Here is a 20,498-nt window from a genome sequence, read left to right on the forward strand (position 1 = left end):
GGCCCCGCGCCCCCCCCCCGCCCCCCCCCCGCCCCCCCGCGCCCCCCCCCCCCCCCCCCCCCCCCCCGGTCCAGGTGGTCATCCGCTCAGGCGCTGGGCCACGGCGGACGGCAGTTCTGGCGCGGCAACGGCTGCGAGGCGTTGGTGTACACCCCGTCGGCGATGGTGTCGCCCATGATGGACCGGCCGTCCGTCGGCCGGGTCCACTGATAACACTGGTGCTGCGCGAAATATCCGCCCGGTGCTTCGAGGGTGTCGAAATGGCAGACGCCGTCGGTCTCGATGCAATAGCGGATGAACGGGATACCGCCGAAGTTGGGACGGCCGGGGCCGAACGAAACATAGCCGCCGAACGGCGACGGCGCGCCCATCCCCGCCGGGAGCACCGCGCTGATCCCGCGTCCCGGCGGGCCGACCGGCTGCATCGGGTCCGCGAAGATCTTCGCGGTGAAGCGCGACTTGTCCACGCCGAGCTTTCCGTCGGCGATGTCGTTGAGCACCAGGTTCGCGACGATCGCGCCCTGCGAATAGCCAACGACGGTGAACTCGGCCCCGGGGTTCTCCGCGAAAGCGCTCTGGACGACGCGGTTGCCCTCCTCGTGGCCACGGGCGACGCTCTGGTCCATCGGTGTCTGGTCGCAGCCCGGCAGCCCCGCGGCACCGGCCGGGTAGTGCACGACCCGCCGGATGCCGCCGCGCAGCCAGGCGTCGTTGTACACATTTCCGGCGCCGTCACAGGTGCCGCCGACGAGAATGTAGTAATGGGCCCCCTCGGCCTGCGCGGTCGAAGCCGTGGCGCCGAGCAGCCCGGCGACCAGGGTGGCGACAGCCGTGCCGATCACCGCCACCCATTGAGGTTTCTTCATGTGAGCGTTCCTTCCCCGCCGAATACGCTGTTGTGTCGGGAAAAGGGAAAGTTATCCACGAACCATGAAATCCTGATGACATGTCTTTTCGTGACACTTTCGAGTGAACGCCTGCCGGTGTCTTCCGGTCCGTGAATGCCTCCCCGTGCACGCCGACACCGGGTGATGCTGTCGGCGTGGGCGGGAGGCCCTGAGTACTTCCGCCGCCTCCCAGGGGCGCCCTTGTCGCACTCCGGGCCCGGCAGACCGAAGGCGTCCTTCGGCGCATTCGGCAGCACCCACGGCCCCAGGCCTCTTAGTGAGAAAACCTCGATGTGGCATTCATGGACCTACCTGGCGTTTTCCGTGGCGATCCGGATCAACGTCGCCAGCAGGCGCTCGTACAGCACCGCGCCGAGCACGGCGCGCACCGCGAACTCCGCGCGATCCTCGGGTGCGGGCAGCAGGGGCAGTTGCTGCGCGGCGATCGTCTTGGCCGCGTCCAGATAGGGCCCGAGCTTGTCCGGGTCGGCGGGCAGGCCGATGCGGCGCAGTCCGGCGAGGGCGCGGGCGAGCTGGTCCCGTCCGTCCGAAGTGGACTTCCAGCCTTCGTGGGCCAGTAACGTTTCGGCGCCCGTGCGGTCGCCGAAGCCGTCGTCGTGCGCCGTGCTGCGGGCGTCGGGCGTGGCCGCGTACATCGCCGCGGCGAGGAGGTCCTGCGCGGGGAGGCTCTCGTTGTCGATGGCGTCGAGCAGGTGCCGGATCCGGGCGATGGGGACTTCGCCGGTCTCCACGAGCGTGCGGATCAGCAGCAGGCGGGTGAGGTGGTCCTCGCCGTACTCGGCCTTGGTCTCGCCGAGCGGCTCGCCCTTGGGGAGCAGCCCTTCGCGCAGGTAGTACTTGATCGTCGGGATGGACACGTTCGCCCGCAGGCTCAGTTCCTTGACCTTCACGCCGCTCCTCTTGACTGGATACCCGCACTATCCTACGTTGGATAGTGCGGGTATCCAGAGATGACCCGCTTCGTCACAGGCAGGGGAGCCTTCATGACCACGAAAACTGTGCTCGTTTCCGGCGCGGGGGTCGCCGGAGTCACGCTGGCGTACTGGCTCGGCCGGTACGGCTTCGATGTCACCGTCGTCGAGCGCGCGGGCGCGCCGCGCCGGGGTGGGCAGGCCATCGACATCCGGGGCGCCGCGCTCGACGTCGCCGAACGCACGGGCGTGCTCGACGACGCGCGCGCCGTCGCCACCGACATCACCGGTATGGCCTATGTGGACGCTCAGGGGGAGCGGATCGCCTGGATGGACGGCACGTTCGGTTCCTTCGATCCGCTCGACGTCGAGATCCTCCGTGGCGATCTGCTCGCCTTGCTCGACGAACGGGCGGGCGCGCACGCGGAGTTCGTGTTCGGCGACGCCGTCACCGCGCTGACCGAAACTCCCGAGGGCGTCGACGTCACCTTCGCCCGGTCCGCGCCGAAGACCTTCGACGTGGTGCTCGGCGCCGACGGCCTGCATTCCCCGGTGCGGGACCTGGCCTTCGGTGAGGACAGCGCCGTGCTGCACGACCTCGGCGTCGTGCTCTCCACGTTCACCGTGCCGGACCGCTGGGGCCTGGACCGGACGCAGCGGACTTTCGTCGAACCGGGCCGGGTCGCGACCGTGTCGGACACCCGGGTCGACGGTGAGGCCCGTGCCACCCTGATGTTCCCGGCACACGGGCGTGCGTATGACTACCGCGACGTCGAGAGCCAGTACGCGTTGCTGTCCGAAGTGTACGAAGGGGCTGCCTGGGACGTGCCGTTCCTGCTGGAGCAGGCGCGCCGGGCGCCGGACTTCTACCTCGACGCCTGCGCGCAGGTGCGGCTGGATCACTGGTCGGCCGGCCGGGTCGCGCTGGTCGGCGACGCGGCGTGTGCCGGTTCGCCATTGTCCGGGCAGGGGACGAGCGTGGCGCTGGTCGGTGCCTACGTGCTCGCCGGGGAACTCGCGGCCGCGCACGGCGACCACCGCCTGGCGTTCACGCGGTACGAGGAACGGCTGCGGGAGTTCTCCCGGCTCAACAACAAGTTCGCGCTCGGCATGGCGAAACGGGTCGCGCCGGGCACGCCGTGGCAGACCCGGCTGCACCTGTGGCAGATCAGGATGATCCCGTACACGCCGGGCAAGAACCTGGTCTTCAAGCTGATCGGGCGGCAGGTGCGGAAGGCGGCCACGGCGGTCGTCGTGCCGGACTATCCGGTACCGGAGGTCAGTCCCCGGTGAGCAGTTCCAGCGCGTGCTCGCCGGTGCGTTCGACCACCAGCCCGGCCTTGGTGATCACCTTGACAAGTTGCTCCACAGTGGACGGTTCGGCCCTGGTGGTGGCCAGCACCGCGGCGAGCCTGCCCTTGTAGGCCTTGTTGAAATGGCTCACCGTGGTGCGGTTTCCGTGCGCGTCCTCGGTCACCACGCGCACGGTCACCGCGTCCGGCCGCAGCTTGGCGAACGCCGAGTAGGTGCCGGAGCGCAGGTCCACGATCAGGCCCTCGATCTCGTGCAGCACGGGTTCGAGGACGGGCTTCCACAGGCCGCGGACGGTGCCCAGCCCCGGGACCGTGTTGCCGCCGGAAAGCCGGTACGCCGGGATCGGGTCGGTGGCGGAGACCACGCCGAACAGCGAGGACGTGATGGCCAGCCGTCGCTGGGCCTTCGCCAGTCCCGCCTTCGTGAAGCCGCGGACGTCGAGCGCGTCGTAGAGCACGCCGGTGTAGCGGCTGAGTGCCGGCATGGTGGGCGAGGTCCAGAGCCGGGCGTTGCGGGTGACCTCGTCGCTCTGCCGGGCCGAGATGCCGAGCGCGGCGAGGCTGGCCGGGACGTCGCGGGCGAGGTCGGCCAGCGCGTCGGCCAGTTTCGCCCGTACCGGGTTCAGCTCGGGGAAGGACAGCGCGGCCAGGTCGAGCGCCGGGCCGTTGCCGCCGTCGGCCTTGGTCTCGGAAGGGGGGAGGAGCACGAGCACACCCTGAGCGTAATCGGGGGAAATCCGGGTGCGCGGGCCGGTACGGATGCTTAGCCTCGCGTGATGGATCTCCTCTGGCGGCCGCTGACCCTCGACGACGCCCCGGCGATGGCCGAACTGGTCGCGATCACGGAAAAGGTCGAGCCGACCGGCGAGCACTACGACGCCGCGGACCTGCGGGAGCTGATGAGCAGCCCGAACGTCGACCTCACCGGGGCTTCGACCAGCGGCTGGGACGGCGAGCGACTCGTCGCTTCCGGCATCGTGATCCGCCGGGGCTCCGCGGATCCGGCGCACATGGTGCGGTTCGAAGCGCTCACGCATCCGGATTACCGCGATGACGCGCTGGGCGAACACCTCATGGCGTGGTTCGCCGAGTCGGCGAAGCGGGTGCACGAAAAGGCGTTCCCTGGCGCACCATTGGAGCTGCACGCCGCCGCGCACGAGGATCAGCGGTGGTTCGCGGGAACGCTGGAGCGCGCCGGGTTCCGGCATCTGCGGTCCTTTGTGGACATGCGGGCCGATCTCGCGAGCCTGCCCCCGGCACGGCCGCTCCCGCCGGGGTTCGAGCCGGTGCCGTATGCCGGACGCTACGACGAACTCACCCGGCTCGCGCGCAACGCCGTCTTCGCCGACCACTGGGGCTCGGCCGAACAGTCGCCCGAGATGTGGCGGCACCAGGTGAGCGAGAGCAAGGATTTCCGGCCGGAGCTGTCGTTCCTGCTGCTCTCTCCGGCCGGGGACGAGGTGCTCGCGTTCGTGCTGAGCGCGTATTTCGCCTCCGACGAGGCGGCCACCGGCGTCCGCGAGCTGTACGTCAGCGACGTCGGTACCCGCGAGTCACTGCGTGGCAGGGGGATCGCGTCGGCGCTGCTCGGGTACACGCTGGAGAAGGCGAAGGAGCAGGGCTTCGAGCGATCCGCGCTCAACGTCGATGTCGACAACGCGCAGGGCGCGCTGGGCGTCTACGAACGCTGCGGCTACCGCACCGTCCAGACGTGGGCGGGGTACGTCCTGCCCGTCACCTGAGCCCTGACGCGGCGACCCGCCCGCGCGAATTTCTGTACCGTGGATTTTCACGGACGGGGAGTGCGGCGCAGGGGAGCGTGATGACGGCGTCGGTGTCCGCGCGCCGGGGCTGGCACGATCTGCCGGAGCCGGTGCGTGACCTGGTGGAGCGAGAGCTGGGAGGCGCGGTACGGCGGTCGTTGTGGCAGACCCCGGAGTTCGACGGTGCCATCGCGGCCCGGCTCGAACTGGAGAACGGTGGCCGCGCGTTCGTCAAGGCACTGCCCGCGGACAGCCCGCGGGCGGGCGGTTACCGGGCCGAGGCCGCGGTCACCGCCCGGCTGCCCGAGGCGGCCCCGGCGCCCCGATTACTGTCCTTTGTGGACGATTCGTGGCTGGTGCTGGCGTTCGTGGATTTCGACGGCACCCGGCCGGTGCTGCGGCCCGGCTCGCCCGATCTGTCCGCGGTGCTGGCCACCTTCGGCGCGCTCGGGCGCACGCTCACCCCGTGCCCGCTGCCGGACGTCCCCGCCGCGCTGGACGACCTCGGGCCGCTGCTGCGCGGCTGGCGTGAGATCGCCGCCCGCCCGCCGGACGATCTGGACCCGTGGGCGGCCCGCAATCTCGGCTCGCTGGTCGCGCTGGAGACCTCGTGGCATCCGTGGGCGGCGGGGGACACGTTGCTGCACAACGGGATCGAGCCGGACAGCCTGGTGCGCACCGGACCGGGCCGGGTCCTGGTGACGAACTGGCGCTATCCGGCCCGCGGCGCGGGCTGGCTCGACCTCGTCACGCTCGTGCCGCACCTGCTCGACGCCGGGCACGCGCCCGCCGACGTCGACCGGCTGCTGCGTGGCCGCCCGGTGCTGTCCGGGGTACCCGGCTGGGCCGTCACCGCCTTCGGGGTCGCGCTCGCCGGGTACACCGAGCACGCGGGCAGGCTGCCCGAACCCCCGGCGACGACCGGGGTCCGGGCACGCCAGCGCAGGCTCGCGGCGGCGACCCGGCGCTGGCTGGCCCACCGCACGCGCTGGAGCTGACCAGCGGCTCAGCGCACCCGGTTCAGGAGGTCCTCGCCCGCGGCGAAGCGGCGCAGCTGCTCGGCGGCCAGCCGCTTCGCGCGCGGGTAGAACGAGGCCGACCCGCCCGCGATGTGCGGGGTCAGGATCACGCCCGGCACCTTCCACAGTGGATGGTCGCTCGGCAGCGGTTCGGGATCCACCACGTCGAGTGCCGCGCGCAGCCGCCCGGACGCCGTCTCGGCCAGCAGCGCTGCGGTGTCGATCGCGGTGCCGCGGCCGACGTTGACGACCAGCGCGCCGTCGGGCAGCGCGGCCAGCTCCGCCGCGCCGACGAGCCCGCGCGTGGCCGGGGTGTCCGGCAGGATCAGCACCACGATGTCCGCCTCGGGCAGCAGGTCCGGCAGCTCCGCCACGGCGTGCACGCCGTCGCCGGGACGTGCGGTGCTCGCCACCCTGGTCACCACGGCCTCGGCGGCGAGCAGCTGACGCTCGATCGCCTGGCCGATCGAGCCGTACCCGACCAGCAGCACCCGGCTGTCCGCGAGCGACCGCGTGTGCTCGCGCTCCCACGAGCCGGCGGCCTGCTGCGCGAACCAGCGCGGCAGATCCCGCTGCGCGGCGTGGATCAGCGCGAGCGCGTGCTCGGCCACGCTGAGGTCGTGCAGCCCCCGCCCGTTGGCCAGCGCGACCCCCTCCGGCACCACGGGCAGCAGCATCTCCACGCCCGCCGAGAGCGACTGGACCGCTCGCAGCGCGGGCAGCTTCGGGATCAGCCGCGCCGGCTCGGGCCCTTGGTCGTAGGGCAGCACGTAGAACTCGACGTCGTCGAGAACGCTGTCGTCCGGGAACGGGCCGGTGCCGTCGTAGTAGCTGACGGACAGGCCCGCCGGGACCTCGATGTCGCGCCATGGCAGGAGTACACGATGGGTCATGCGATCGCCTCGCTCCGCGAGACCGTGTCGAATCCCTTTTGGCGCATGATGTCCATGATTCGCTCGCCAGCGTCGCTCATGCCCGCCAGTGTGCCCGCCCGGGTATGCCCTCAGCCGTGCAGGCCCGACGAGACGCAGAACTCGTTGCCCTCCGGATCGGTGAGCACCGTCCACGTGAGCCCGGGCAGCTCGTGGGTCTCGTGCTCGTCCGCGCCCAGCGCCACCAGCCTGGCTATCTCCTCCTTCCGATCGCTCGTGCCGAAGTCGATGTGCACCCTGTTCTTCCCCTTTCGCGGTTCCGGGACCTGCTGAAAGCCCAGGACCAGCCCGCCCTGCGCCGGTGGTTTCAGCGTCAGGAAGAAGCCGTAGTCCTGGTCGATTTCCGTGCCCAGCGCCCGCGTCCAGAAACTCGCCAGTTTCGGCGGATCGGCGCAGTCGATGGTGATCATGCCCATGGTCAGCGTCATGGACGGGACGCTAGCGGGTACCACCGACAGAAACCGGCGCCCGCCGATAACCCGTTGGAAGCGGTCAAGGGGGGTTGACTACGCTGCACAGCACGTCTACCTGCCCGCTTTCGCGAGGAGCCAGAAGTGATCACCAGGATGTCGTCGTTGTTCCTCCGCACCCTGCGCGAGGATCCGGCGGACGCCGAGGTACCCAGCCACCGGCTGCTGGTGCGTGCCGGCTACGTCCGCCGGGTCGCCCCGGGTGGCTATTCCTGGCTGCCGCTCGGGATGCGCGTGCTGCGCCGCATCGAGAACGTGGTGCGCGAGGAGATGAACGCGATGGGCGGGCAGGAGATCCAGTTCCCCGCGCTGCTGCCGAAGGAGCCCTACGAGGCCAGCAACCGCTGGACCGAGTACGGCGACAGCCTGTTCCGGCTCAAGGACCGCAAGGGCGCCGACTACCTGCTCGGCCCGACGCACGAGGAACTGTTCGCGCTGACCGTGAAGGGGGAGTACTCCTCCTACAAGGACTATCCGGTCACGCTGTACCAGATCCAGACGAAGTACCGCGACGAGGCGCGGCCCCGCGCGGGCATCCTGCGCGGCCGCGAGTTCGTCATGAAGGATTCCTACTCCTTCGACCTCGACGACGCGGGCCTGGAGCGGTCCTACCAGGCCCATCGCGACACCTACATCAAGCTGTTCGACCGGCTCGGCCTCGAGTACGTCATCGTCAAGGCGACGTCGGGCGCGATGGGCGGCTCGGCCTCCGAGGAGTTCCTGGCCGTCGCCGAAACGGGTGAGGACACCTACGTCCGCAGCACCGGTTCGGGCTACGCCGCCAACGTCGAAGCCGTCGTCACGCCCGCGCCGCCCGCGCAGCCCGTCGAGGGACGTCCCGCCGCGCAGGTGCACCAGACGCCGGATACGCCCACCATCGAGACGCTGGTCGCGTTCTTGAACGCGGCCGGTCTCGGGCGCGAGTTCACCGCCGCCGACACGCTGAAGAACGTCCTGGTGAAGACCCGCCAGCCGGGCGCCAAGGAGTGGGAGCTGCTCGGCGTCGGCGTCCCCGGCGACCGCGAGGTCGACATGAAGCGCCTCGAAGCCTCGCTCGAACCCGCCGAGGTCGCCCTGCTCGAAGAGGCCGACTTCGCGAAGAACCCGTTCCTCGTCAAGGGCTACATCGGGCCGAAAGCCTTGCAGGACAACGGCGTTCGCTACCTCGTCGACCCGCGCGTCGTCACCGGGACGGCCTGGGTCACCGGTGCCGACAAGGCCGGCCACCACGTCGTCGACCTCCTCGCGGGCCGCGACTTCACCCCCGACGGCACGATCGAGGCCGCCGAGGTCCGCGAGGGCGACGCCTCCCCGGACGGCCAGGGCACGCTGGTCGCCGCGCGCGGTATCGAGATCGGCCACATCTTCCAGCTCGGCCGCAAGTACGCCGACGTGTTCGAGCTGGACGCGCTCGGCCCGGACTCCAAGCCGATCCGCATCACCATGGGCTCCTACGGCGTCGGGGTGTCCCGGCTCGTCGGGGTGCTCGCCGAGCAGAACCACGACGATCTCGGGCTGGTCTGGCCCCGCGAGGTCTCGCCGTTCGACGTGCACGTCGTGATCGCGGGCAAGGACGAGACCGTCGCGGCGGGCGCCGAGAAGCTGGCCGCGGAGCTGAGCACCGCCGGGGTCGAGGTCCTGCTCGACGACCGCAAGGCGACCCCCGGCGTGAAGTTCGCCGACGCCGAGCTGGTCGGCGTCCCGACGATCCTGGTGGTCGGGCGCGGCCTGGCCAACGGGGTCGTCGAGGTCAAGGATCGGCGCACCGGCGAGCGCGAGGAGATCGCCGTCGACGCGGTGGTCGATCACCTGGTCAAGCTCATCCGCTCCTGAGGGTCCGCGACCGATGGGGTGGTTCGGCCGCAAGCGCGACGATGCGCCCGGCTACGAGGACAACGCCGCGCTGCGCGGGTTCGGGGGCTATGAGCCCTCGGACTCGCGTGGCTTCCGGCCCAGCGAGGGCTACGGCGCGCCTCAGCCCTCGGGGATCGAACAGCCCGAACCGCCGCGCGCCGAACCACAACGGATCCGGGCCGCCCGCCGGACCCGGCCGCAAAAGCGGGGCCGCGGTTACGTCGGCTGGATCGCCGTCGGCGTGGTGGCGCTCGCGGGTGCGGTCTCGCAGTACTTCGGCTCGGGCCACGACGACCGCGCCTCGGCGCCGACGAGCCGTAAGCCGAGCGTCTACACTCCGCCTCCGCAGGTCACGGTGCCCGCGGTGGTGGACGGCTGGCACGCGGTGGCCGGTCGTGACGGTTCGTACGCCTACGACGTCCCGCCGAACTGGCAGCCGAAGCCCGGCACCCTGCACGGCTGGGAAAAGGGACCGGCCGTCCCCGGGATCACGCTCGCCACGAGCGCCTTCCTGGACAGCGGGTTCTGCCCCGGGAAGCCGTCGAGCGAACGGGGTGGCAGCGGCGTCACGACCGTGAAGGTCGCGGATCCCGCGACGGCCGCCGCGCAGGCGGTCAACGACCTCGCGGTGAGCCGGTACAGCCCCGACGCGGGCCCGCTCGCCCAGATCGCTCCGCAGCCCGCACAGCAGGCCGAGGTCACGCTCGCCCCTGGCAAGACCCGGCCCGCGAGCGTCGCCCTCGCCGAGGTCGTGCCGTCGGAGGCCGGTCCGTGCGTGCCGAAGCGCGCCCTGGTCGCGGCCATCGCGATGAGTTCGGGTGACGCGCCGGCCGCGCAGTCCGCGGTCCTGGTCGCCTACTCCGACCAGGACGTCCCCGGCGCCGCGGATCGCGAGCAGCTGCTGCGCGTCCTGCACAGCTACCGGGGCGTCCCGGAATCCGACCGCACCACCACGACCCCGCCACCCTCGACCCGCTGATCCGGCCGCACCGCTCAAGTCCGTGGGGGCCTCCCGGAGAGACCCAGGATCCCTCAAGGAGGCCCCCACGGACTTCCCGCACCCGCGCCCCGCCTCGCGTGTCCACAAAGGACGGAAACGCCGTGAAGGACTCCTTGCCAGCGCTCAACGCCGGTAAGGAGTCCTTTGCGGCCCTGTCAGAGAGGCGCGACGATCACCGAGGGACGCCCTGGGTGCGTTGAGCGCGACGCGGGCGTCCCTTGGCGCGACCAACGCACCGAAGGCGTCCCTCGGCACCCTAGCCCCACCGCGTCCACAAAGGACACCACCCGAGCGGGCGAGCCTGGGTCGTAAGTCCGTGAATGCCACATTGAGGGACTCAGAGTCCCTCAATGTGGCATTCACGGACCTCCGCGGAAGAATCAGCGTTTGCGGGCCATTTTCGCCAGTTCCAGCAGGCCTGTCTTCGGCAGATAGGCGCGTTGCAGCGCGAGTCCGATCCGCGGCAGGTCCGCCTCGTCGCGGAAGGTCAGGTACAGCGGTTCGTGGCGCGGCTGGAACTTCGCCTTGAACGCGTGCAGCGAGCGGAAACCGTAGTACGGCTCCATCAGCGCGCCGAGCGTTTCGAGCGCGCGTTCCACGGTGTGCGCGGGGCCGCTGCGCGAGCTGTGCGCCAGCGGGGCGCCGGACAGCGACACGAACCGGGCACCCTCCTCGCGGAAGGCGAGGCAGGCCGAGGCGATCAGGAACTCCATCGCGGGCCGGAACCCGTCCGCGCGGCGGCGCATCACGTCCAGCGTCCAGCCGCCGACCTGGCCGCCGCCGATGTGCACCGGCAGCCACGAAGTCACGCCGTGCACGACGCCGTCCGCGTCGACCGCGAGGCCGACCCTGGTCGCCGGGTCCATCGCCTCGTCGACGCCGCCGAGCGTGAAGCCCATCTCCGGCATGCCCTTGTCACTGACCCATTCCTCGGACACCGAGCGGACCTGCTCGACGATCGCCTCGGGCTGTTCGGCCAGCCGCACCAACCGGAACTCGATGCCGTCCTTCTTCGCCCGGTTCAGCGCGGTGCGGACGTCCTGCCACGCCTTGCCGCGGAACTCGAGGGACTCGAGGTCGATGAGGGTGTCCTCGGCGACCTGGACGTGCTTCCAGCCGAGTTCCCTGGTGACCTCGATCGTGGTGGCCGTCGCCGAGAACACGCACGGGACGAGCCCGGAGTCCTCGCACATCGCGGCGAACTCGGTGATCGCGCGTGCGTCCTTGCCGTCCGGGGCGATCGGGTCGCCGAGCGCGATCGCGGCACCGGCGTGCTGCTGGTAGGCGAGGTAGGAGCGGCCGTCGGCGGTCACGAAGTACGAGTTCTGCGGCCAGGTCGTCATCCACGACAACGTGCTGCCGCCGTTGTGCCCGAGCAGGGCCCGCGCGATCGCCGGGCCGGGGCCGACCCGGGTGAGGCGCTTGCGCCGCCGCCGGGACGGCGCCCGGAACGCGTCGCGCGCGCCGATCAGCAGCACGAACTCGACCGTCCACAGGAGATTGTCCACCAAGGACAGTGACGGCGTCTCGGCGTCGAAGTCGCCGCCGAGGTAGTGCGCGACCGCGATCAGCCCGCCGATCAGGAGTACCTGGGCCATCGCGAAGAGGGTGAGCCCGATCGCCCAGCGCCAGGCGAACTGGCTGCCCTTGCGCAGTCCGTTGAGGACCGGGAGCACCACGACGCACAGCACGGCGAGTTCGATACCCGACGGCGACATGTCGGCCGAAGATCCGAAGGGACCGTCGCCGGGCACGAAGTACATGACGACTTCGGCGACGGTGACCAGGAGCAGCCCGGAGACCGCGAGCAGCCGCCGTTCCCGCAGTGTCGGGCGGCTGGGCTCCTTGACCCGGTGCGGGCCGACCAGCAGACGGCCGAGCGGGAGCCCGAGCACCAGCGCGAAGAAGTGCACCAGATCCGCGAGCGTCCCGACGTAGATGATCGCGACACCGGCGTACACGCACAGCCCGGCCCGCACCCGCAGCCGCCACGGCGCGCGCAGGCTGGCGCTCGCGACGGCCATCGCGAACAGCGCGCCACCGGAGAACCCGACGTCCATGGTGGTGGCCAGCCGGTCCGCCCACACCCAGCCGGAGCCGCGGTACAGCGCGAGGAACTGCAGCGCCACCAGCACACTCACGAGCTGCCCGCCGATCGTGACGACCATGGCGCGCCGCGTGCCGAGCCGCCATTCGGCGATCCCGGCGAAGAGCGCGAAGCTCCCCACCATCGGCAGGTAGAACCACGGGACGACCGCGAAGAACGGCCCGGTCACCAGCGTCCACCAGTGCCCGGCCTCCAGCGACGGCAGGCCGTACGCGACGAGCGGGTACGCCGTGTGGTCCTCGGCGGCGCGCCAGAGCGCGCCGGTGGCGACGCTCAGCATCAGCATCGCCATGACGACGGTGGTGGTGAACGGTAGTCGGTGCCACAACACGGCGAGCTTCGCGGTGACGCGGGCCGTCTCGCCCGAGTCACTCCCCCCGGTCCGGACACCGTCGGCGGTCCCCACCGCCGGCGCTGCTTCTGTCATGCCCGGAAGTCTTCCGTGCGCGCACGGAGGAGAACATCCATCGCCGGGGCTAGATTTCCCCTAGGGGAGTGCTACCACCGGTGGACGAGGGCTGGCCGAAAGGACTATGCGCCCAGCACAGCGGCCCGGACCGCGGCTGCGTCGGTGAGGTCCGCCAGCACCGTGTGCGCGCCCGCGGCCCGCAGCTCGTCCGCGCCGTAGGTCCCGGTGGCGACCGCGACGGCGACGGCGCCATGGTGCAGCGCCGCGTCGACGTCGGCCGGGGTGTCCCCGATGACGACGACGGCGTTCGCGGCGAAGTCGGTGCCGTGCTTGGCCGCCGCGCGGGCGACGGCGTGCGGGACGAGGTCAGGCCGGTGCGCCGAGAGCGAGCCGTAGCCACCGATGTCCAGGTCGAGGTGTTCGTGCAGGCCGAACGTGGCGAGCTTGAGCCGCGAGATCTCCGGCAGGTTGCCGGTCACCAGCGACTGGACGACGCCGTCGTGCCCGGCCAGCGCGGTCAGTGTCTCGGCGGCGCCCGGCAGCGCCCGGCCGCCGGTGCGCAGGGTGCCCGCGGCGCGTCCGGAGACCGCGATCAGCTCGGCCCACAGCCGCTGGATCATCTCCTCGGTCGGCTCGATGCCGTGCGAAGCGAGGATGTCGGCCGAGATCGCGCGTTCGGTCCGGCCGCCGAAATCGGGACGGACCCGCAGTTCGGTGCCGGTCGTCGTGCTCAGCGCCTCGGCGTACCAGGCGGTACCGATGCCGGTGTAGTCCACCAGCGTGTGGTCGATGTCCCAGAGCACCAGCCGGTGCGGACGTGTGCTTGTCACAGCGCCGACGTTACCTGGCTCAGCCGGCCAGGAAACTGAACCGGACGCGCCGCACGGGATTGTCCACGTTGGTGTCCACCAGGCAGACCGACTGCCAGGTGCCCAGCGCCAGGACGCCGCCGAGCACCGGGATCGTCGCGTACGGCGGCACCAGCGCGGGCAGCACGTGGTCCCGGCCGTGACCGTGCGTGCCGTGCTGATGCCGCCACCGGTTGTCGCGGGGGAGGAGTTCGTCGAGCGCGGTGAGCAGGTCGTCGTCGCTGCCCGCCCCGGTCTCCAGCACGGCGAGGCCCGCCGTCGCGTGAGGGACCCACACGTGCAGGAGGCCGTCCTCGGCATCTGCGTCGCGAAGGAAGGTCTCGGCGTCCCTGGTCAGGTCGTGCACCACGGCGGTGCCGCCGGTGCGCACCTCGATCTCGGTGGAGTACATGTCCGCCAGCGTAGGCGTGCTCAGCGATAGCACACGCGGTAGCGCAGGTGCGTCACGCCGGTGCCCTCGACGACCTCCACACGGTCGAACTCGGCGATGTCGGTGTCCATCTTCTCGAAGTAGCGGATTCCGTTGCCCAGCAACACTGGGACCAGGTCGATCCGCACCTCGTCGAGCAGTTGCGCGTTGAGGCACTGCTGGGCGATGTTCGGGCCCGCCACGCTCACGGTCCCATCGCCCGCCGCTTTCGCTTGTGCCACAGCGCTTTCGACGCCGTCGTGGACGAAGGTGAACCGCGCTTCCGGGGTCGGCGGCCAGTCCTGGGGTGGTGGCCGGTGGGTCACCACGAAGGCGGGCACGCCGAGCGGCGCGACACCGCCCCAGCCCTTGGTGTGGTCGAAAATCCTTCTGCCGCAGACCATCGCGCCGTCCCGCATGGTCGCGATCAGTTCCTCCCAGTACCGGGCGCTGGCCGCCGACATCCGGAAGCCGAGCCGGTACCCGGGCGGCCGCACCGGAACGTCGCCGTTGGTGTGCCAGTCGAACAGCGGGCCGACCGAGTCGTCGGGACGGGCGACGAAGCCGTCGAGGGACATGCAGAAGCTCGTCATGACGGTCATTTCGGGTCCCTTCCCGGCTCAGCGGAGCAACGCGGCGAGCCGGTCCATGGACTGGGTGATGCCGTGCATCATGCCGGACTCGACGGCGCCGTCCCGTGCTTCGACCGACGGGAACACGGAATGGGTGCGTACCCGGGTACGGCCGCCGAGGTCCTCGAACACGACGGACTCGAGGGTGACTTCGCCGGGCTTGCCGTCCCATTCGAAGGTCTGGATGATCCGCTCGCCGGGTTCGGCCGTGTGGAAGACCCCGCGGAAGCGGAACTCCTCGCCGTGGGCGGTCCGGTGCACGTAGCGGTAGCCGCCGCCGGACCGGACGTCGTACTCGATCAGCTCCATGGTCAGTTCTTCCGGGCCGAGCCAGCGGGCGACGAGTTCGGGGTCGGACCAGACGCGGTACACCTGTGCCGGGGTGGCGTCGAAGTCGCGGACGACGTCGATGAACGGCGTGCCGGGCTCGCTGGTGATCGTGGTGGGGTTGGTCATTTTTCCTGCTCCTTCAGCGTTTCGAGGACGTCGTCGAGCCTGCGGTGGCGGCGCTCGGCCGCCAGCCGGTAGCCGTCGATCCAGCCGGTGAGCGATTCCAGCGCCGCCGGGTCGAGATGGCAGGGCCGCCGCTGGCCGTCACGGCTGCGGGTGATCAGCCCGGCCGTCTCGAGCACCTGGATGTGCCGCGAGACCGCCTGTTTGGTGATCTCGAACGGCTCGGCCAGTTCGTTCACCGTCGCCTCGCCCCGCGAGAGGCGGGCGATCAGCGCCCGGCGCACGGGGTCGCCCAGCGCGGTGAACGCCCGGTCCAGCCATTCATCATCAACCGGCATCTTTATCAAGCCTTCTGTTTATCAACGAATGTGTTGACTATAAGGGCAGGCTCGGCGATCGGTCAACCATGGGGGAGGGAGACCCGCGAACTCGCTGTCCTGCGGTAGCGGGCCTAGCCGCTCACGGGTTCCGGCGGCCGGGGGTGCTCACTCGGCCGCCCGTGGCCGCATTCCACCGTCGCGCCGTGCTCGTCGGTGACCCGGTAGGCGAGGACGACCTTGGTGCAGTCGTCGCTTTCGTGGATCCGGACACTCACGAGATCGGGCCCGACCGTGACGTCGAACTGCGCGTCGATGCCCTCGGCCGTGGGCAGGACGAGGAGAGCCTTTCCCGGCGCTATCCAGTAATCCTCGCCGCCGGGTTCCAGAAACAGGCAGAGCGCCCTGTCGCCCGCATTGCGCACGGGAAGTCTGTTCACCCCCATCACGGTAGCTGGCCGTCCGGTGCTCGGCAGTGTGGCGGCGAACCGCCGTTCCTCAGGTGTGGATCTCCGGAGAAGGACTTGCCGTGACGAACGCCTCGATGTGGTCGAGAGCGTGCCTGGCCTCCGGGATCGGGAAGAGGGGCCAGACGTGCAGCATCTCGGGATATTCGTGCCAGGCCAAGGGAATCCCCGCGCGTTCGGCCTTCTCGCGCAGCCGGTGGGCGTCGGCGTTGAGGACGTCCCGGGTGCCGGTGAAGATCGCGATCGGCGGGAGTCCGTCCAGTGTCCCGAAGAGGGGGCTGACCACCGGGTCGCGCACGTCGAGGTCGCCGGCGTACGCGCGCCCCAGCCCCGGCAGGCCGCGGGCGGGCAGGATCGGGTCCCGGCGGTCGAGGCGGGCGATTTCGGGATCGCCGAAAGTGGCGTCCACACACGGGGACAGCAACACGAGCCGCGCGGGCTGGGGCAGACCGGCCGTCCGCGCCTGCATGGCGAGCGACAGCGCCAGGTTGCCGCCGGAGGAGTCGCCCATCACCGTCAACTCGCCTTCGCCGGTGCGGGCGGCGAGGTCGGCGTAGAAGGGCAGCAGCATGGCGAACGTCTCGCGGGCGGTGTGTTCGGGCGCCAGCGGGAACGACGGCACGGTGACCGCGCAGTCCAGACGCCGCGCCAGGGTGGCGATCAGGCCCCAGTGGGGATCGGTGATCGACATGGTCCAGCCGCCGCCGTGCAGGTAGAGCACTCGCCGCGTGCGAGACCCGCCCTCGCGCGGGGCCACGACGTGGACGCGGTGTCCGGAGAACTCCTCCTCGTGTACGGAAAAGCGTGCCCGGATCTTCGCCGAAGGTGCCGTGGGGCCTTTGCGGCGATCACCGGCGATCGAGCGGCGGGTCCGTTCAGGACCGTCGAACACGGTGTGCACGCGCAGTGCCGCGACCGCGGCGGCCAGCAGGCGTGCTCGGATACTGGGCATCGGCTCGGCTCCCGGGGTCGGCTGGGAAATGGCGGGTGAGCAGGGGGAGGAGGAGTTCGTCGACCAGGGCGGTCAGGAAGTCCTCGTCGAGCGGGCGGTCGAGCAGCAGGTGCCGCAGGATCTGCCCTTCGGCCACGCGGTGCGCCGGCCGTGAATCGGTGCCGGCGGGCACTTCGCCACGGTCGGCGGCCCTGGTGACAATCAGCCGGAACGGGGACGACTCCTCGTTGTCCACATGCGAGCGCAGGGCGTCGGCGAGATCGGGTTCCAGCCGCATCGCGTGGAGCAGGCCGGTCATCAGCACCGCGTACTGGTCGTCGATGCGGGCGCAGGACGCGCGCAGTGCGGCGAGGAGATCGTCGCGCAGGGTGCCGGTGTCGGGCGGGTCGGCCACCTCGGCGTCGAGGTTGTCCAGCGCCGCCTTGACCAGTGCGGGTTTGCCGCTCCAGCGGCGGTAGATCGTCGTCTTGCTGGCGTGCGCCCGCGCGGCCACCGCGTCGATGGTCATCGCCGCGTAGCCGACCTCGCCGAGCAGTGCCAGCGTCGCGGCCAGGATCGCCTGCTCTCGTTCCATTCCCCGGACCACGGCGCCTCCTCGATGTGTACGATACCGTATCGTACACATCATGTCCCTGGCGAGTCCTCCATCGATGTGCGGCGGTGCGGGCAGGCGGTGTCGTGGAGATTCAGGCCGCTTCCGCGGCGAGGAGACACTTCCGGACGATCCGGACGACGTCGCCCGCCGGATCGGCGAGGGAGGCCAGGCCGCTGCGGCGGACCAGCAGGCTGCCGAGCACGAGATCCACGAGCGCGGCGCCGACCTCTTCGGCGGACTGCGGGCCGTCCGGGTCGAACCAGGTCCACGCCCATTGCGCCGAGCCGAACACCAGCAGGCTCTGCACGTTCAGGTTGGAACGGCGGAACTTCCCACTGTCCACACCGGACTCGATGACCCCGCGCACGAGGTCGAGGTATTCGGCGCGCAGCCGGACGCCTCCGGCCAGTGCCGGCTGGTCGGCGAGGCGCACGATCTCGCGCTGGAAGGCGACGGTCGCGTCCCGGTCGTGCACCTGGTAGAGCATGAACGCGTACAGCAGCCCGGCCAGCCGTTCGGCGGGAGAGCCGAGTCGCTCCACGAGAAGCTCGGCCTCGGCGAGGCGCCGCCGCATGTAGGACTCGTGCAGCGCGGCGAGCAGGCGGTCCTTGGTGCCGTAGTGGTGCACGATCGTGCCCTTCGAGATGCCCAGCTCCGCGGCGATCTCGCTGAAGTTCGTGCCGTCGTAACCGTAGCGGGCCACGTTGCGTGTGAACACCGCGAGGATTTCGTCCGACCTGCCAGGGCCCCGCATCTCTCCGCCACCTCCACCACGAACCGGCACGACACCATTGACCGTACGCGCGGTCAGTGTGATTCTGAAGCGGGGGACCGGGAAGGAAGGGTCCATCATGACGGCAGCGGCACCGCCGGAGGCTGAGTTCATCACCGACGCGCTCGCGCACTGGGCCGAGGTCAAGCCCGACGCCGAAGCGCTGGCCTACGGCGGGAACCGGTGGAGCTGGGCGCAGTGGTACGACCGCGTCAGGCGGGTGGCCGGAGCCCTGAAGCGCGCGGGAATCGGCCACGGCGACCGGGTCGCCTTCCTGGACAAGAACAATCCCGCCTGCCTGGAGGTGTCACTGGGCGCCGGGCTGCTCGGCGCGGTCAACGCCGTCGTCAACTGGCGGCTCGCGGGGGACGAGCTGGACTACGTGATCAACGATTCCGGGGCCACCGTGCTGTTCGCCGGCGCGGAACTGCTGCCCGCGATCGAGCGGATCCGCGGCGAACTCACCGGCGTCACGAAGGTGATCGTGGTCGGTGGGGAGAACGACGCCTACGAGGCGTTCCTCGCGGCCGCCGAACCCGCCGGGAAGAGCCCCGGCGTCGGGCCGGACGACCTGTGGCTGGTGATGTACAGCTCGGGCACCACCGGACGGCCCAAGGGCGTGATGCTGACCCATCGCAACATCGTCGCCCACACCGTCGACGTCGGTCCCGTGCTGCCGTTCGCCGAGGGCGACCGCAACCTCGTGGCGATGCCGCTGTTCCACGTCGGTGGCACCTGCTACGCGTTGTTCGGGATCCATGCCGGGGTGCCGAGCACGATGACCCGCGAGCCGGACCCGGCCTCGCTGTTCGCCGCGTTCGCCGCCGGGGCGACGCACGCGTTCCTGGTGCCCGCCGTCATCTCCGGCGTGTTCGCCGCCGGGGAGGAGGCGGTCAAGGCGCTCGCCGGGCTGAAATACCTCGTCTACGGCGCGGCCCCGATGCCGCTTCCCTTGCTGCGCAAGGCATTGGCCGCTTGGCCCGCGACGGGCTTCGTGCAGGTCTACGGTCAGACCGAGCTGGCTGGGGTGATCAGCACGCTCACCCCGGAGGCCCATCGCGACGCCGCCCGCCCGGAGCGGCTGGAATCGGCGGGCACGCTGGTGCCCGGCGCCGAACTGCGGGTCGTCGACCCGGCCACCGGCGAGGACGTCGGAACCGGGCGGGCGGGGGAGTTCTGGTTCCGCTCGCCGCAGCGGATGCTCGGCTACCTCGGCAAACCGGACGACACGGCGCAAGCGATCGTGGCGGACGGGTGGCTGCGCACCGGCGACATCGGGCACGTCGACGACGGCGGGTTCCTCTATGTCTCCGACCGGGTCAAGGACATGATCATCACCGGTGGCGAGAACGTCTACTCGCCCGAGGTCGAACGTGTGGTCGTCGAGCATCCCGCCGTCGCGGAGGTCGCGGTGATCGGCGTCCCGGACGAGCACTGGGGCGAGTCGGTCAAGGCGGTGATCGTGCGCGAGGAGGGCGCGACGGCGACCGAGGAGGAGATCATCGCGTTCACCCGTGAACGCCTCGCCGCCTACAAATGCCCGCGTACCATCGATTTCGTGCCCGCGCTGCCCCGCAACCCCAGCGGCAAGATCCTCAAGCGCACGCTCCGTTCGCCGTACTGGGCCGGACGCGGCAAACAGGTCTAGGAGTCCAGATAGCGCAACACGGCGAGCACCCTGCGATTGTCCTCTTCGGACTGTGGCAGGCCGAGCTTGCCGAAGATGCTCGTCACGTACTTCTCCACCGAACCGGCCGAAAGGAACAACGCCGAAGCGATCGCGCCGTTCGAGCGGCCCTCGGCCATCAGGCCCAGCACCTCGCGTTCGCGCGGGGTGAGGTCGGCCAGCACGTCGGTCCTGCGGGTCGCGGCGAACAGCTGGCTCACCACTTCCGGGTCCAGCACCGTCTCGCCCTCGGACACCCGGCGGAGCGCGTCGAGGAAGTCCGACACCTCGGCGACGCGGTCCTTGAGCAGGTAGCCGACCCCGCCCGCCCGATCGGCCAGCAACTGCGCGGCGTACTTCGTCTCGACGTACTGGGAGAACAGCAGGATCGCGCAGCCCGGTTGCTCGGCACGCAGGGAAATCGCCGCGCGCAGGCCCTCGTCGGTGTGCGTCGGCGGCATCCGGATGTCCACAATGGACACATCGGGGTGGTGCTCGGTCACGGCGGCGCGCAGCGCGTCGGCGTCCTTCACCGCCGCGACGACATCGTGACCGCGGAACGTGAGCAGCTCCACGAGCCCCTGGCGGAGGATGGTCGAATCCTCCGCGATGACGATCCGCAGCACGTCGATGCCCCCGATGGTGAATGGTCCGGTCGGCCTCGACCCTAGCGGGGTACC

General features: G+C 70.7%; 22 protein-coding genes. 6 read left to right on the plus strand and 16 right to left on the minus strand.

All coding sequences use genetic code 11. The features are described from left to right. Positions 1-86 precede the first annotated feature (86 nt). Together ACFWY9_RS06290 and ACFWY9_RS06295 are read right to left on the minus strand one after the other, a co-directional pair. On the minus strand, positions 87-866 hold the full coding sequence (locus ACFWY9_RS06290) for a PE-PPE domain-containing protein (RefSeq protein ID WP_378338300.1): 780 nt from the start codon (positions 864-866) through the stop codon (positions 87-89). Between the two features lie 329 nt (positions 867-1,195). Beyond that, positions 1,196-1,798, minus strand: a complete 603-nt coding sequence (locus ACFWY9_RS06295; protein ID WP_378338301.1) for a MerR family transcriptional regulator — start codon at positions 1,796-1,798, stop codon at positions 1,196-1,198. A gap of 93 nt (positions 1,799-1,891) precedes the next feature. Between ACFWY9_RS06295 and ACFWY9_RS06300 the strand changes: the two genes are divergently transcribed. Beyond that, a complete protein-coding gene (locus ACFWY9_RS06300; protein WP_378330474.1) occupies positions 1,892-3,112 on the plus strand; it encodes an FAD-dependent monooxygenase in 1,221 nt (406 codons plus the stop codon). Here the strand turns inward: ACFWY9_RS06300 and yaaA are convergent. Further along, positions 3,099-3,845 carry a peroxide stress protein YaaA gene (gene yaaA, locus ACFWY9_RS06305; protein ID WP_378338302.1) on the minus strand — a complete coding sequence of 249 codons (747 nt, stop codon included), beginning with the start codon at positions 3,843-3,845 and terminating at the stop codon, positions 3,099-3,101. The two genes, ACFWY9_RS06300 and yaaA, sit on opposite strands and share 14 nt — an antisense overlap. A 63-nt stretch (positions 3,846-3,908) precedes the next feature. Here yaaA and ACFWY9_RS06310 point away from each other — a divergent pair, with 63 nt between their 5' ends. Together ACFWY9_RS06310 and ACFWY9_RS06315 are read left to right on the plus strand one after the other, a co-directional pair. Next, a complete protein-coding gene (locus tag ACFWY9_RS06310; RefSeq protein WP_378338303.1) occupies positions 3,909-4,874 on the plus strand; it encodes a GNAT family N-acetyltransferase in 966 nt (321 codons plus the stop codon). Between the two features lie 80 nt (positions 4,875-4,954). Continuing rightward, entirely contained in the window at positions 4,955-5,893 is a 939-nt protein-coding gene (locus ACFWY9_RS06315) for an aminoglycoside phosphotransferase (RefSeq protein ID WP_378338304.1), read from the plus strand. 8 nt (positions 5,894-5,901) lie between these two features. Here the strand turns inward: ACFWY9_RS06315 and ACFWY9_RS06320 are convergent, their stop codons facing one another. Next, entirely contained in the window at positions 5,902-6,807 is a 906-nt protein-coding gene (locus ACFWY9_RS06320; protein WP_378338305.1) for a 2-hydroxyacid dehydrogenase, read from the minus strand. A gap of 110 nt (positions 6,808-6,917) precedes the next feature. Next, on the minus strand, positions 6,918-7,274 hold the full coding sequence (locus tag ACFWY9_RS06325) for a VOC family protein (protein ID WP_378338306.1): 357 nt from the start codon (positions 7,272-7,274) through the stop codon (positions 6,918-6,920). A 126-nt stretch (positions 7,275-7,400) separates the two neighbouring features. On the opposite strand from ACFWY9_RS06325, the gene ACFWY9_RS06330 reads away from it, so the two are divergent. Together ACFWY9_RS06330 and ACFWY9_RS06335 are read left to right on the plus strand one after the other, a co-directional pair. After that, a complete protein-coding gene (locus ACFWY9_RS06330; protein ID WP_378338307.1) occupies positions 7,401-9,149 on the plus strand; it encodes a proline--tRNA ligase in 1,749 nt (582 codons plus the stop codon). Between the two features lie 13 nt (positions 9,150-9,162). Further along, on the plus strand, positions 9,163-10,149 hold the full coding sequence (locus tag ACFWY9_RS06335; protein WP_378338308.1) for a hypothetical protein: 987 nt from the start codon (positions 9,163-9,165) through the stop codon (positions 10,147-10,149). Positions 10,150-10,550: 401 nt separating this feature from the next. Here ACFWY9_RS06335 and ACFWY9_RS06340 read toward each other — a convergent pair whose 3' ends face one another. The 10 genes from ACFWY9_RS06340 to ACFWY9_RS06385 all read right to left on the minus strand — a co-directional run bounded on the left by ACFWY9_RS06340 (position 10,551) and on the right by ACFWY9_RS06385 (position 18,134). Further along, entirely contained in the window at positions 10,551-12,704 is a 2,154-nt protein-coding gene (locus ACFWY9_RS06340; RefSeq protein ID WP_378338309.1) for a bifunctional lysylphosphatidylglycerol flippase/synthetase MprF, read from the minus strand. A 104-nt stretch (positions 12,705-12,808) separates the two neighbouring features. After that, positions 12,809-13,516 carry an HAD family hydrolase gene (locus ACFWY9_RS06345; protein ID WP_378330465.1) on the minus strand — a complete coding sequence of 236 codons (708 nt, stop codon included), beginning with the start codon at positions 13,514-13,516 and terminating at the stop codon, positions 12,809-12,811. A 19-nt stretch (positions 13,517-13,535) separates the two neighbouring features. Further along, positions 13,536-13,946, minus strand: a complete 411-nt coding sequence (locus tag ACFWY9_RS06350) for a secondary thiamine-phosphate synthase enzyme YjbQ (RefSeq protein WP_378330464.1) — start codon at positions 13,944-13,946, stop codon at positions 13,536-13,538. 20 nt (positions 13,947-13,966) lie between these two features. Beyond that, entirely contained in the window at positions 13,967-14,566 is a 600-nt protein-coding gene (locus ACFWY9_RS06355; RefSeq protein ID WP_378330463.1) for a dihydrofolate reductase family protein, read from the minus strand. 18 nt (positions 14,567-14,584) lie between these two features. Further along, positions 14,585-15,052: an SRPBCC family protein gene (locus ACFWY9_RS06360; protein WP_378338310.1), complete on the minus strand. Its 468-nt coding sequence runs from the start codon at positions 15,050-15,052 to the stop codon at positions 14,585-14,587. After that, the gene (locus tag ACFWY9_RS06365) at positions 15,049-15,387 is read right to left on the minus strand and encodes an ArsR/SmtB family transcription factor (protein WP_378338311.1); all 339 of its coding nucleotides are present in this window, start codon (positions 15,385-15,387) and stop codon (positions 15,049-15,051) included. Before ACFWY9_RS06365 ends, ACFWY9_RS06360 begins: the two co-directional genes overlap by 4 nt. A gap of 113 nt (positions 15,388-15,500) precedes the next feature. Then, on the minus strand, positions 15,501-15,806 hold the full coding sequence (locus tag ACFWY9_RS06370; protein WP_378331196.1) for a hypothetical protein: 306 nt from the start codon (positions 15,804-15,806) through the stop codon (positions 15,501-15,503). Positions 15,807-15,864: 58 nt separating this feature from the next. Continuing rightward, positions 15,865-16,785 carry an alpha/beta hydrolase gene (locus ACFWY9_RS06375; RefSeq protein ID WP_378338312.1) on the minus strand — a complete coding sequence of 307 codons (921 nt, stop codon included), beginning with the start codon at positions 16,783-16,785 and terminating at the stop codon, positions 15,865-15,867. Then, positions 16,709-17,371: a TetR/AcrR family transcriptional regulator gene (locus ACFWY9_RS06380; protein WP_378338313.1), complete on the minus strand. Its 663-nt coding sequence runs from the start codon at positions 17,369-17,371 to the stop codon at positions 16,709-16,711. The genes ACFWY9_RS06375 and ACFWY9_RS06380 overlap by 77 nt, the downstream gene beginning before the upstream one ends. A gap of 100 nt (positions 17,372-17,471) precedes the next feature. After that, positions 17,472-18,134, minus strand: coding sequence for a TetR/AcrR family transcriptional regulator (locus tag ACFWY9_RS06385; protein ID WP_378331193.1), 663 nt, complete (start codon positions 18,132-18,134; stop codon positions 17,472-17,474). Positions 18,135-18,231: 97 nt separating this feature from the next. On the opposite strand from ACFWY9_RS06385, the gene ACFWY9_RS06390 reads away from it, so the two are divergent. Then, on the plus strand, positions 18,232-19,800 hold the full coding sequence (locus ACFWY9_RS06390; protein WP_378338314.1) for a long-chain-fatty-acid--CoA ligase: 1,569 nt from the start codon (positions 18,232-18,234) through the stop codon (positions 19,798-19,800). Here ACFWY9_RS06390 and ACFWY9_RS06395 read toward each other — a convergent pair. Further along, complete coding sequence (locus ACFWY9_RS06395) at positions 19,797-20,441, minus strand: response regulator transcription factor (RefSeq protein ID WP_378331200.1); 645 nt, start codon at positions 20,439-20,441, stop codon at positions 19,797-19,799. The genes ACFWY9_RS06390 and ACFWY9_RS06395 overlap by 4 nt on opposite strands. Positions 20,442-20,498 lie beyond the last annotated feature (57 nt).

This window comes from Amycolatopsis sp. NPDC059027, from assembly GCF_042739735.1.
Lineage (GTDB): Bacteria > Actinomycetota > Actinomycetes > Mycobacteriales > Pseudonocardiaceae > Amycolatopsis.